13 protein-coding genes are annotated in these 11,462 nt (G+C 72.0%); 9 read left to right on the forward strand and 4 right to left on the reverse strand.

What is annotated here, in order from left to right; all coding sequences use genetic code 11:
- Nucleotides 1-3: 3 nt before the first annotated feature.
- The gene (locus tag ABZY44_RS28325) at nt 4-1,338 is read right to left on the reverse strand and encodes a D-arabinono-1,4-lactone oxidase (protein ID WP_356658640.1); all 1,335 of its coding nucleotides are present in this window, start codon (nt 1,336-1,338) and stop codon (nt 4-6) included.
- Nucleotides 1,283-2,545: an MFS transporter gene (locus ABZY44_RS28330; RefSeq protein ID WP_356658642.1), complete on the reverse strand. Its 1,263-nt coding sequence runs from the start codon at nt 2,543-2,545 to the stop codon at nt 1,283-1,285. Before ABZY44_RS28330 ends, ABZY44_RS28325 begins: the two co-directional genes overlap by 56 nt.
- A 169-nt stretch (nt 2,546-2,714) precedes the next feature.
- On the opposite strand from ABZY44_RS28330, the gene ABZY44_RS28335 reads away from it, so the two are divergent.
- The gene (locus ABZY44_RS28335; protein ID WP_356658644.1) at nt 2,715-3,890 is read left to right on the forward strand and encodes a ferrochelatase; all 1,176 of its coding nucleotides are present in this window, start codon (nt 2,715-2,717) and stop codon (nt 3,888-3,890) included.
- Nucleotides 3,891-3,918: 28 nt separating this feature from the next.
- Entirely contained in the window at nt 3,919-4,719 is an 801-nt protein-coding gene (locus tag ABZY44_RS28340) for an inositol monophosphatase family protein (protein ID WP_356658662.1), read from the forward strand.
- Between the two features lie 180 nt (nt 4,720-4,899).
- Here ABZY44_RS28340 and ABZY44_RS28345 read toward each other — a convergent pair whose 3' ends face one another.
- Nucleotides 4,900-5,085, reverse strand: coding sequence for a hypothetical protein (locus ABZY44_RS28345; RefSeq protein WP_356658646.1), 186 nt, complete (start codon nt 5,083-5,085; stop codon nt 4,900-4,902).
- Between the two features lie 245 nt (nt 5,086-5,330).
- Here ABZY44_RS28345 and ABZY44_RS28350 point away from each other — a divergent pair, with 245 nt between their 5' ends.
- The 4 genes from ABZY44_RS28350 (at nt 5,331) to ABZY44_RS28365 (ending at nt 8,848) form a co-directional block, all read left to right on the forward strand.
- A complete protein-coding gene (locus ABZY44_RS28350; protein WP_030008767.1) occupies nt 5,331-5,984 on the forward strand; it encodes a response regulator transcription factor in 654 nt (217 codons plus the stop codon).
- Nucleotides 5,985-5,989: 5 nt separating this feature from the next.
- Nucleotides 5,990-7,237 carry a HAMP domain-containing sensor histidine kinase gene (locus ABZY44_RS28355; protein ID WP_356658648.1) on the forward strand — a complete coding sequence of 416 codons (1,248 nt, stop codon included), beginning with the start codon at nt 5,990-5,992 and terminating at the stop codon, nt 7,235-7,237.
- 384 nt (nt 7,238-7,621) lie between these two features.
- Nucleotides 7,622-7,918 carry a DUF4193 domain-containing protein gene (locus ABZY44_RS28360; protein WP_112451146.1) on the forward strand — a complete coding sequence of 99 codons (297 nt, stop codon included), beginning with the start codon at nt 7,622-7,624 and terminating at the stop codon, nt 7,916-7,918.
- Nucleotides 7,919-7,930: 12 nt separating this feature from the next.
- A complete protein-coding gene (locus ABZY44_RS28365) occupies nt 7,931-8,848 on the forward strand; it encodes a hypothetical protein (protein WP_356658650.1) in 918 nt (305 codons plus the stop codon).
- An 89-nt stretch (nt 8,849-8,937) separates the two neighbouring features.
- Here the strand turns inward: ABZY44_RS28365 and ABZY44_RS28370 are convergent, their stop codons facing one another.
- Nucleotides 8,938-9,399: a DUF3093 domain-containing protein gene (locus ABZY44_RS28370; protein ID WP_356658652.1), complete on the reverse strand. Its 462-nt coding sequence runs from the start codon at nt 9,397-9,399 to the stop codon at nt 8,938-8,940.
- A gap of 58 nt (nt 9,400-9,457) precedes the next feature.
- Between ABZY44_RS28370 and ABZY44_RS28375 the strand changes: the two genes are divergently transcribed.
- From ABZY44_RS28375 to ABZY44_RS28385, 3 genes are read left to right on the forward strand one after another with little or no spacing between them, the layout of a single operon-like run.
- On the forward strand, nt 9,458-10,042 hold the full coding sequence (locus ABZY44_RS28375) for a PaaI family thioesterase (protein WP_356658654.1): 585 nt from the start codon (nt 9,458-9,460) through the stop codon (nt 10,040-10,042).
- Nucleotides 10,042-10,584 (forward strand): dUTP diphosphatase, encoded by a 543-nt coding sequence (gene dut, locus ABZY44_RS28380; RefSeq protein ID WP_356658656.1) that lies wholly within the window; start codon nt 10,042-10,044, stop codon nt 10,582-10,584. The genes ABZY44_RS28375 and dut overlap by 1 nt, the downstream gene beginning before the upstream one ends.
- Before the next feature lies 1 nt (nt 10,585).
- The gene (locus ABZY44_RS28385) at nt 10,586-11,371 is read left to right on the forward strand and encodes a DUF3710 domain-containing protein (protein WP_356658658.1); all 786 of its coding nucleotides are present in this window, start codon (nt 10,586-10,588) and stop codon (nt 11,369-11,371) included.
- Nucleotides 11,372-11,462 lie beyond the last annotated feature (91 nt).

The following is an 11,462-nucleotide window of genomic DNA, read 5'->3' on the forward strand; positions in this document are numbered from 1 at the left end:
GACTCAGTCCCCCAGGACCCGCCTCAGGTAGTCGTTGCCGAACACCCGGTCCGGGTCCAGCCGGTCCCGGAGCGCGGTGAACTCGCCGAAGCGCGGGTACACCTGGGAGAAGTACTCCGCGTCCCGCGTGTGCACCTTGCCCCAGTGCGGCCGCCCGCCGTGCGCGGTGAAGATGCGCTCGGCGGCCGTGAAGTAGGCCTGGTAGGGGGTGCCCCTGTACATGTGCACCGCGATGTACGCGCTCTCGCGCCCCGAGGCGGTGGACAGGGTGATGTCGTCCGCCGGAGCCGTCCGGACCTCCACGGGGAAGCTGATCCGCAGGTCGGAGCGGTCGACCATGGCCTTGAGCTCCCGCAGCGCCTCGACGACGCGCTCGCGCGGAAGGGCGTACTCCATCTCCACGAACCGGACCCGGCGCGGGCTGGTGAACACCTTGTAGGGGATGTCCGTGTACGTGCGCGCCGACAGCGCGCGGCTGGCGAGCCGGGCGATGCCGGGGATGACCGCCGGGACCGCGCGGCCCAGGGAGTTGGCGGCCTGGAAGACGCCGTTGGACAGCAGCTCGTCGTCGACCCAGGCCCTGACCGCTCCGGGCGGGGCGGCCGGGCCCAGGCTGCGGTTGTTGCGCTTGGTGTTGCAGTTGCCGGTGTGCGGGAACCAGTAGAACTCGAAGTGCTCGTTCTCCGCGTGGTGCTGGTCGAACTCGGCCATCACCCGGTCGAAGCCCATGGGCTCCTCACGGGCGGTCAGGAAGAAGACCGGCTCCACCGCGAAGGTGATCGAGGTGACGATGCCGAGCGCCCCGATGCCCAGGCGCGCCGCCGCGAAGACCTCCGGATTCTCCTTCTCCGAACAGTTCAGCAGCCTTCCGTCCGCCGTGACCAGCTCCAGACCGCGGATCTGGGCGGCGATGGAGGCTGAGTCGCGGCCGGTGCCGTGGGTCCCGGTGCTGGTCGCTCCGGAGACGGTCTGCTCCATGATGTCGCCCATGTTCGTGAGCGACAGGCCCTCCTCGGCGAGGGCCAGGTTGAGGTCCTTCAGGACCGTGCCCGCGGCCACCGTCACGGTGCCGGCGGTCCGGTCGATGGCATGGATCCCGGCCAGGGCCTGCGGGCGCAGGAGCACGCCGTCGGTCGCCGCGGCCGCGGTGAAGGAGTGGCCGGTGCCGACGGCCTTCACCTTCAGTCCGTCCCCGGCGGCCCGGCGGACCGCCTCCTGGAGCTCCCCGACCGATGCCGGGGTCACCACGCGCGTGGGGGTGGCGCGGACGTTGCCCGCCCAGTTATGCCACGCGTCGGTCCGTGTCCCGCTCTTGTGCGCTGTCCCCGTCGTCGCCATCGTTAGAAGGCTCCTCCCCTTGCGCCGGCCTCGTCAGCCGGCGATATCCCGCGAACGCCGCCGCCGCCGCGGCGGTCCCCGCCGAGATGGAGACGACGTACCCGGTCCTCGCACCGGCGGCGTCGATGACCCAGCCGGCCACGGAGGACCCGAGCGCGACTCCGACCGCGAGGCCGGTGCTGATCCAGGTCATGCCCTCGGTCAGCTTCGCGCGTGGTACGTGCGCCTCGATCAGGGCCATCGTGGTGATCATCGTGGGAGCGATGGCGAGGCCCGAGACGAAGAGCGCCACGGCCAGGATCGGAAGGTTCCCGGCCAGTAGGAGGGGGATCATACTCACGGCCATCGCACAGATGCCCAGCACCCACCTGCGTTCGGCGCTGCCCTTGAGGTGGAGCAGGCCGAAGACGATGCCGGCGAGGCAGGATCCGACCGCCCAGACGGCGAGGACGAAGCTGGCGGCGGCCTTGTGGCCCTGCTCCTCGGCGAAGGCGAGGGTGACCACGTCGATGGAGCCGAAGATGGCGCCGGTGGCCACGAACGTGGCCATCAGCACCTGGAGTCCGGGGGAGCGCAGCGCCGAGGTCCGGTCGGTGTCCTCGCCGCGGGGGTGCGGGGCCGGTTCGGTGGCGCGCTGCGCGGTCAGCCACCAGACGCCCACCAGCAGGCAGGCCCCGGCGACCAGCGGGCCGGCCTCGGGGAACCAGGTGGTGGACAGCCCGATGGCGATGATCGGGCCGAAGATGAAGCAGACCTCGTCGAGGACGGACTCCAGGGAGTACGCCGTGTGCAGTTCGCGCGGGGAGTCCCGGTAGATGGCCGTCCACCGGGCGCGGATCATCGAGCCGACGCTCGGTACGCAGCCGGCGAGCGCGGAGAAGAGGAACAGGGTCCAGTCGGGCGCGCCGTAGGCCGTGCAGAGCAGCATGCCGGAGACGGCGAGGACCGCGAGCAGGGTCGCCGGGCGCAGCACGCGCCGCTGGCCGTACTGGTCGACCAGGCGGGAGACCTGGGGGCCGATGACGGCGGCGGAGAGCGCGAGGGTGGCGGTGAGCGCGCCGGCCAGCGAGTACCGGCCGGTGAGCTCGGAGATCATCGTGAGGATGCCGACGCCGACCATCGACAGCGGGAGCCGGCCGATGAGGCCGGCGGCGCTGAACGACCGGCTTCCCGGTGCGGCGAATATCGCGCGGTAGGGACTGGGCAAGGTGCCCTCCGTAAGGGACGTCGTTGGCCCATACAGGTTAAGACCGCACACCAGGCGCCCGCATGGGGAGGAACCAAGAGAAAGTAAGGGTGACCTTACCTGCGATGCCGGGGGTTCCGGCGCCGGGCCCGCTACCCGCCCGACGGCCGCGGGTGGCAGGATTCGAGCCATGTCAGACCAGCACCGCGCCTCCGCTCCCGGCTCGGCCGAAGGCCCCGCCGCGCCCTACGACGCCCTCCTGCTGCTGTCCTTCGGCGGCCCCGAGGGGCCCGAAGACGTCGTGCCGTTCCTGGAGAACGTCACGCGCGGGCGGGGCATCCCGCGCGAGCGGCTCAAGGAGGTCGGCAAGCACTACTTCGGCTTCGGCGGGGTCAGCCCCATCAACGCGCAGAACCGCGAGCTGCTGGACGCGCTGCGCAAGGACTTCGCGGAGCACGGTCTGGACCTGCCGGTCTACTGGGGCAACCGCAACTGGGCCCCGTACCTGAACGACGTGATGCGCGAGATGGCCGCCGACGGCCGCCGCCGCATCGCCGTCCTGGCGACCAGCGCGTACGCCTCGTACTCGGGCTGCCGGCAGTACCGCGAGAACCTCGCCGACGCGCTCGCGCTCCTCGTCGAGGACGGGGTGGCCGAGGCGGACCTGCCGAAGGTCGACAAGCTGCGCCACTACTTCAACCACCCCGGCTTCGTGCAGCCCGTGATCGACGGCGTGCTCGCGGCGCTGGAGTCGCTCCCCGCCGAGGTCCGGCCCGGCGCCCGGCTGGCCTTCACCACCCACTCCATCCCGGACGCGGCAGCGGACACCTCGGGCCCCGAGGCGGACCACACCGCGGACGGCGAGGGCGGCGCCTACGTCAAGCAGCACCTGGACGTCGCGCAACTGGTCGCCGACGCGGTCCGGGCCGAGACCGGCACCGAGCTGCCCTGGGAGCTCGTCTACCAGTCGCGCAGCGGCGCCCCGCACGTCCCGTGGCTGGAGCCGGACATCTGCGACCACCTGGAGGCCCTGCACGAGGCGGGCGCCCCGGCGGTCGTCATGGTGCCGATCGGCTTCGTCTCGGACCACATGGAGGTCCTCTACGACCTCGACACGGAGGCGACGGCGAAGGCCGCCGAACTGGGTCTGCCCGTAGCCCGCTCGGCGACGGTCGGCGCCGACCCCCGGTTCGCGGCGGCCGTACGGGACCTCCTGCTGGAGCGGGCGGCGGCGGAACGCGGCGAGGCCGTGGAGCGTTGCGCGCTCGGGCTCCTGGGAGCGAGTCATGATCTGTGTGCCGTGGGCTGCTGCCCGGCACGGGGGCCCCGGCCGGCGGCCGCGGGTGTGGACAGTCCGTACGCGTAGGGAGTGGGACCCGGCTGTGACGTCAGAGATTTCCGAAGAACTGAAGACCGAGCTGCTGGACGTGGCCCTGGAGGCCGCGGGCCGGGCCGGCGCGCTGCTGCGGGACGGCCGGCCGGCCGATCTGGCGGTCGCGGCGACCAAGTCGAGCCCGATCGACGTGGTCACCGAGATGGACATCGCCGCGGAGAAGCTGATCACGGGGATCCTCGGGGAACGGCGCCCCGAGGACGGGCTGCTGGGGGAGGAGGGTTCCGACACGGCCGGGACGAGCGGCGTGCGCTGGATCATCGACCCGCTGGACGGCACCGTGAACTACCTCTACGGGCTGCCGAACTGGGGCGTGTCCATCGCGGCCGAGTACCGCGGGGAGGCCGTGGTCGGCGTGGTGGCCGCGCCGATGCGCGCGGAGACCTGCCACGCGGTGCTCGGACGCGGTGCGTGGAGGGGCGGGACCCGGCTCGCGTGCCGTCCGGCGGCGCCGCTCGACCAGGCGCTGATCAGCACCGGGTTCGCGTACGTGCAGTCGCGACGGGCCCACCAGGCCGACGTCATCCAGCGGATCATCCCGCTCGTGCGGGACATCCGGCGCGGCGGTTCGGCGGCGCTGGACCTGTGCGACGTCGCCGCGGGCCGCCTGGACGGGCACTTCGAGCGCGGGCTGAACCCGTGGGACCTGGCAGCGGGGGACCTCATCGCGCGGGAAGCGGGAGCCCTGACCGGGGGCCGGCCGGGGCGGCGCGCCTCGCTGGAACTGACCCTGGCCGCCACCCCGGCCGTGTTCGCCTCGCTCCAGCCGCTGCTGGAGGAGGCCGGGGCCTGGCACGACTGACCGCCCGCGGCCGGCGGCGGGCGGAGCCCCGTGGTGCCGAGCGGTGGCACGGCGGCGCGTGCGCGAGCACGTGGGCGCGTGCGGGAGCACGTGAAGGAACCCCGGCGGCCGGATGGCGGCTGCCGGGGTTCGAGGGGGCCTGGGGTGTGCGGGCCTACCGGCGAGCGGTCGGCCGGGTGGTCAGCAGGCGGGGACGGAGACGGGGACCGAGAGCGGTACTCCGTGCTCGGCGGCGAGGCGCTGGAGATCTTCCAGCTCCGCCTGTTCCACTTCCACGAGGAAGTCGTCGCCCGTCTCGCGGGCCTGCCTGAGGTCCGACTGCGTGCTCCTGATGCGCTGCAGGAGTCCCGCGGTGAATGCGTCCATGGGGTTCGCCCCCTCTTCGTGGGTCGGCGGCGGCACGTGGCGGACCGCCGTCAGGGAGTGTTCGGGGTGTGCTGTCGTCCTCCCCGGTGCCCCGGCCCCAGAAACCTCGTGAGGCGAGGGAATCCCCACTTCCGTCCCTCGCGCACCCCCGTGTGGCGTCTTACAGCCGGTTTACGGCCGAAAGGGGCAGGATGGACGACGCACCCCACACGCCTGCCCTGACGGGCACTGAGGAAGGAAACGACGTGCGCGTACTCGTCGTCGAGGACGAGCAGCTGCTCGCCGATGCGGTTGCCACCGGACTGCGTCGGGAGGCCATGGCCGTGGACGTCGTGTACGACGGCGCCGCCGCCCTGGAGCGCGTCGGAGTGAACGACTACGACGTGGTCGTGCTCGACCGGGACCTCCCGCTCGTGCACGGTGACGACGTCTGCCGGAAGATCGTCGAGCTCGGCATGCCCACCCGCGTGCTCATGCTGACGGCGTCCGGCGACGTGAGCGACCGGGTCGAGGGCCTGGAGCTCGGGGCGGACGACTACCTCCCCAAGCCCTTCGCGTTCACGGAGCTGACCGCGCGGGTACGGGCGCTCGGCCGCCGCACCACCGTGGCGCTGCCCCCCGTACTGGAGCGCGCCGGGATCAAGCTGGACCCGAACCGGCGCGAGGTCTTCCGCGAAGGCAAGGAGGTGCAGCTGGCGCCGAAGGAGTTCGCGGTGCTGGAGGTCCTCATGCGCAGCGAGGGCACCGTCGTGTCCGCCGAGCAGCTCCTGGAGAAGGCGTGGGACGAGAACACCGACCCGTTCACGAACGTGGTGCGCGTGACGGTGATGACGCTGCGACGCAAACTGGGCGAGCCGCCGGTCATCGTGACCGTCCCGGGTTCCGGCTACCGGATCTGACGCGGATGGCAACGACACCGGCGCCACCGGCGGCGCCACCGAAACCGACCTGGGACCCCGGCCAGCCCGAGGGTCCTTTCCCTTGGCTGCGCCCGACCATCCGGATACGCCTCACGCTGCTGTACGGCGGGATGTTCCTGATCGCCGGCATCCTGCTGCTGTCGATCATCTACCTGCTGGCGGCGCAGGCGCTGAAGGAAGGCAACGCCGTATTCAGGATCACGGGCGGCCAGGGGGACGTCCAGATCGTCAGCCCCAACTGCCCCGGCGTGGGCACCGGCGCCCGGACGGCCGACCAGTTCAACGCCGCGATCGCGCAGTGCGTCCTCGAGCAGCGCAAGCTGGCGCTGGACGACCTGCTGAGCCGCTCGCTCATGGCCCTGATGGGTCTGAGCATCATCGCCTTCGCCTTCGGCTACGCGATGGCCGGGCGGGTGCTCTCGCCGCTCGGCAAGATCACCCGGACCGCCCGCCGGGTGGTCGGTTCCGACCTGACCCGGCGGATCGAGCTGGACGGCCCGGACGACGAGCTCAAGGAGCTCGCCGACACCTTCGACGAGATGCTCGACCGGCTGGAGCGGGCCTTCACCGCCCAGCAGCGGTTCGTGGCCAACGCCTCGCACGAACTGAGAACGCCCCTGGCCATCAACCGGACGCTGCTGGAGGTGCACCTCTCCGATCCCGGGGCGCCGGTCGAGCTGCAGCAGCTGGGCAAGACGCTGCTCGCCACCAACGAACGCAGCGAGCAACTGGTCGAGGGCCTGCTGCTGCTGGCCCGCAGCGACAACCAGATCGTCGAGCGCAAGCCCGTGGACCTGGCGGAGGTGGCCTCGCGCGCCATCGACCAGGCGCGCGGCGAGGCCCACGCCAAGGGCGTGGAGATCCGCGGCGAGCGCGCCCCGGCCGTCGTACAGGGCAACGGCGTCCTGCTGGAGCGGATCGCGCTCAACCTGGTGCAGAACGCCGTCCGCTACAACGTCCCGGAGGGCGGCTGGGTGGAGGTCACCACCGAGGCCGTGCACGGCCATGCGGTCCTGTCGGTGTCGAACACGGGTCCCGTGGTTCCCGCGTACGAGGTGGACAACCTGTTCGAGCCCTTCAGACGGCTGCGTACGGAGCGAACGGGCAGCGACAAGGGTGTCGGCCTCGGCCTCTCCATCGCGCGCTCCGTGGCGCGCGCGCACGGCGGAAGGATCCAGGCGGTCCCGCGCGAGGGCGGTGGCCTCGTGATGCGCGTCACCCTGCCCTTGTGACTCCGGTCACCCCATGTTCGCTGCTGGCTGAATGCGTGGGTGACGAAGGCAGCGGTTTCTGTGCGATCGATCACAGTGCCGGGTGTCGAACCGTATGCGTTCAGTGACCTGGTGGAGGCCGGAACGCCCGGGAAGTCCGGGTTTCCGGCCCCCCTAGCGGCGGGAAATACATGGGGTGGCGTTTGTGCAAGACGGCCCCCGGACCGTGTACGGTCCCGGTCGTCATCCCAGCCAATCGCTCCTTCTGATGTGCGGCTGGGTGTCGATTGAGTAACAGACCTTGATGTGAGGCAAAATCTCCGCCTCAGGTCGGGCACAAGTCCGGCCTCTCGCGCGTTACCTGCGCTGAGACACCCGCTAAATCCCAGAGGGGGAGAGCGAACTATGGCAACGGACTACGACACCCCGCGCAAGACCGACGACGACGTGGACAACGACAGCATCGAAGAGCTGAAGGCCCGTCGGAACGAGAAGTCGTCCTCGAACGTCGACCTGGACGAAATCGACAACGCGGAGGGCCTCGACCTGCCCGGCGCGGACCTCTCCAACGAGGAGCTGGCCGTTCGGGTCCTGCCCAAGCAGGCCGACGAGTTCACCTGCACGAGCTGCTTCCTGGTGCACCACCGCAGCCAGCTGGCGCGCGAGAAGAACGGTCAGCCGATCTGCCGCGAATGTGACTGAGAGGCGTCGGCCGTGACCGGCTCGACACCCTTCCGGAAGCGCCGCTTTCGGAAGAGCGGTGATCCGGCGGAGACGCAGGAGGGAGCCAACGGCCTGGAAACGGGCCCTGGAGCCCCCGGCGTACCCGCCGTGCTCCCCGACACCGCCCAGGCGGTGCCGTCGGCCCCACAGGCCGACGAGGGGTCCCGGTACGCCTCCGGGGTCCGTCGGCTGCAAGCCGTCAAGAACGGTGTGCGCAAGGGCGGCGAAAGTGCCGGGGCCGCCGCCCTTCACCTCGCCGACCGGTTCATCGAGAACGCACCGCGCGTTCCGGTTCGGGACCTCGCGACCCTGCGCGCGCAGTTCCCGGGCCTCGGGCCCGAACAGCTCGCGGGCAAACTGATCGCCGGCGCCGCCAACGCGACGTCCACCGTCGGCGCGGGAATCGGTGCGGCCGCCATGCTGCCGGTGCCCCCCGCCCTGCCGGCCGAACTGGCCGCCGAGATCACCGCGGTCGCCGCGATCGAGCTGAAGCTCATCGCCGAGCTCCACGAGGTCTACGGCCTGCGCCCGCGAGGCGACCTCAAGGAGCGCAGCTTCGCCTACCTCACGTCCTGGACGGAGGAGCGCGGAGTGGACCTGACCAAGCCGACGACGCTGAACGCGGCGCTGGGCGGTCAGATGAAGCGCGAACTGCGCCAGCAGATCACGAAGCGGATGTTCCGCAGCCTGCCGAACCTGATCCCCTTCATGGTCGGCGCGGCCGTCGGTGCGGTCATGAACCGCCGCGACACCCGCAAACTCGCCGAGAAGGTGCGCACGGACCTGCGGGCCCGCGCCGTGGCCTGGAACGCCCTGCCCTCGCTCCCGCCCCTCGAGCAGCCCGCCGAGGTCCTTCCCGGGCCCTTCAGGGCCGCCGTCGAGGGCCCCGCCGTCGACCCGCGGACCTGATCCCCCGGCCCGCTTCCCCCGGCCCGCTTCCTCCGGGCGCTTTCCCCGGCCCCGCTCTCCGGGGTCCGGCCCGGGGCCGGACCGGGACGTCAGGCCTCGGCCTGCGCCGCGCGGATGGCCGCCGCCAGCGCCTGCGGCTCGCGCGTGGAGACGTAGACGTAGGGGGTCGGGTCCGCCGGGTCGGTGACCTCGACGCGGACCGCCGTCGGCACGTAGCTGCGCATCAGCATGAAGGCGCGGGTATCGGCCTTGTACGTCCGCCAGGCACGCGTCTCCTCGGGATCCAGGACCTCCGGGTCGCCCAGCGCCGCCACCGGGATCCGCGCGTCGCCCGCGGCCAGCGCGCCGCCCACCACGCGCACGCGCTGGGATCCGTACGCACTCACCAGCAGCCCCGTCAGCGCGGTGCCGCCGACCAGCCCGGCCAGCAGCGGCATCGTGCCCAGCGGCAGCAGCATCAGCGCGCACGCGAGACCGGCCAGTGCGGCGATGCCCCACCAGGAACGGGGGGCCGTCAGACGTTCGTCGTGGTGCGCGGGGGAGAGCTGCATGCCGCCAAGCCTCCCACGAGGCGACCGGCGGGTAGCGGCGCGGGTAAGGTCTGCGGCTGTGAGTGGACGAAACACAGCGTTGACACCCCCGGCCGATGCCACCGCGCCGGTGCGGCACCCCGGTGCCCCGGCACCCGGCGAGCTCCTCGGTGCGCACTACGAGCACTGCTTCGGCTGCGGCGACGGCCAGCCGCACGGACTCCACCTGGAGGCCCGCGCGGGCGAGGGCGTGCGGGTCACCGCCGAGTTCACCGTCAAGGCCGCCCACCAGGGCGCGCCGGGCCTGGCCCACGGCGGTGTCCTCGCCACCGCGCTCGACGAGACCCTCGGTTCCCTGAACTGGCTGCTGCGCGTCATCGCCGTCACCGGCAGGCTGGAGACGGACTTCGTCCGGCCCGTGCCCGTGGACACCGTGCTGTACCTGGAGGCCGAGGTCACCGCCGTGGCCGGCCGGAAGATCTACTCGAGCGCCGTCGGTCGAATAGGCGGTCCGCAGGGGCCCGTCGCACTGCGCGCGGACGCCCTCTTCATCGAGGTGAAGGTCGACCACTTCATCGACAACGGACGGCCCGAGGAGATCCGGGCGGCGATGGCCGACCCGGACCAGGTCAGGCGCGCACGCGCCTTCGAGGTGAACCCCTGATGTCTGACAACGACAGCGCCCGCGGCGGCGTCGACGTGCTGATCAGGCGCGTCGACCCGCACGTGCCGATCCCCGCCTACGGGCACCCCGGCGACGCCGGCTGCGATCTGGTGACCACCGTGGCCGCCGAGCTGGAGCCCGGAGAGCGGGCCGTACTGCCCACCGGGGTCTCCATCGCGCTGCCCGACGGGTACGCGGCGTTCGTGCACCCGCGCTCCGGCCTGGCCGCACGCTGCGGGCTCGCGCTCGTGAATGCCCCCGGGACGGTGGATGCCGGGTACCGTGGGGAGATCAAGGTGATCGTGGTCAATCTCGACCCTCGCGAGAGCGTCCGGTTCGAGCGTTTCGACCGCATTGCCCAGCTGGTTGTCCAGCGGGTCGAGAAGGTGCGCTTCCACGAGGTGGCGGAACTTCCCGACTCGGCGCGGGCCGAGGGGGGTTTCGGCTCCACCGGTGGTCATGCGGCCGTGGCCGGATCCGGCGCTGGTCAGCAGGGTGGGAATGGCTACGCTTCGGTCGTATCCGACCGGGAAGGACAGTGACGTGTTCGGACGTCGCAAGAAGAACGACTCCGTCAGGGACGGCGGCGCGGCCGAGCAGGTCGTCGACGGCGTCGGCGCCGATGAGCAGGACGGCGCCCAGGAGACCGACGGGGAACAGCCGCGCAGGGTGAACCTGCCGCCGGCCCCGCGGCCCGACGGCCCGTGGGACGTCGCGGAGGTCCCCGGCAACCCCGAGGACGGCCGGGTCGACCTCGGCGGCATCCTCGTACCGGGTGTCGAGGGCATGGAGCTGCGCGTCGAGGTCGCCGGTGACGCGATCGTCGCCGCGACCGTGGTGCTCGGGGACAGCGCCGTGCAGCTGCAGGCCTTCGCCGCCCCCCGCAAGGAGGGCATCTGGGGCGAGGTCCGCGAGGAGATCGCCGAGGGCATCACCAAGCAGGGCGGCATCATCGACGAGGTCGAGGGTCCGCTCGGCTGGGAGCTGCGCGCGCAGGTGCCCGTACCGCTCCCGGACGGGCAGACCGGCGCACAGCTGGTCCGCTTCGTCGGTGTGGACGGCCCGCGCTGGTTCCTGCGCGGTGTCATCTCCGGTCAGGGCGCGGTGCGCCCCGAGTCGGCGGGCGTGCTGGAGCGGATCTTCCTGGACACCGTCGTGGTCCGCGGAGAGGGCCCGATGGCCCCGCGCGACCCGATCGTCCTGAAGCTGCCCAACGACGCGCAGATGGTGCCGGACGGCGTGCAGACCACCGAGGAGCAGGAAGGCTCCCGCTTCGGCGGGGGCATGGGCCAGCTGGAGCGCGGCCCGGAGATCACCGAGGTCCGCTGACCCCGGTGCGAGCCCGTACGGCCCGATTGGTGGCGCGGACACGCGTGCCACACGGGACAGCCGTGCGCGGTGCCCTTCTTCTCGGCCGGAC

Origin of the sequence: Streptomyces sp. NPDC006544 (assembly GCF_040611715.1) — a bacterium.
In the GTDB taxonomy this organism is placed as follows: domain Bacteria; phylum Actinomycetota; class Actinomycetes; order Streptomycetales; family Streptomycetaceae; genus Streptomyces.

Bases quoted from the DNA above. Each gene is read 5' to 3' on its own strand.
- ABZY44_RS28325 (WP_356658640.1), bottom strand. From the start codon at position 1,338: ATGGCGACGACGGGGACAGCGCACAAGAGCGGGACACGGACCGACGCG.
- ABZY44_RS28335 (WP_356658644.1), top strand. From the start codon at position 2,715: ATGTCAGACCAGCACCGCGCCTCCGCTCCCGGCTCGGCCGAAGGCCCC.
- ABZY44_RS28345 (WP_356658646.1), bottom strand. From the start codon at position 5,085: ATGGACGCATTCACCGCGGGACTCCTGCAGCGCATCAGGAGCACGCAG.
- ABZY44_RS28355 (WP_356658648.1), top strand. From the start codon at position 5,990: ATGGCAACGACACCGGCGCCACCGGCGGCGCCACCGAAACCGACCTGG.
- ABZY44_RS28360 (WP_112451146.1), top strand. From the start codon at position 7,622: ATGGCAACGGACTACGACACCCCGCGCAAGACCGACGACGACGTGGAC.
- ABZY44_RS28370 (WP_356658652.1), bottom strand. From the start codon at position 9,399: ATGCAGCTCTCCCCCGCGCACCACGACGAACGTCTGACGGCCCCCCGT.
- dut (WP_356658656.1), top strand. From the start codon at position 10,042: ATGTCTGACAACGACAGCGCCCGCGGCGGCGTCGACGTGCTGATCAGG.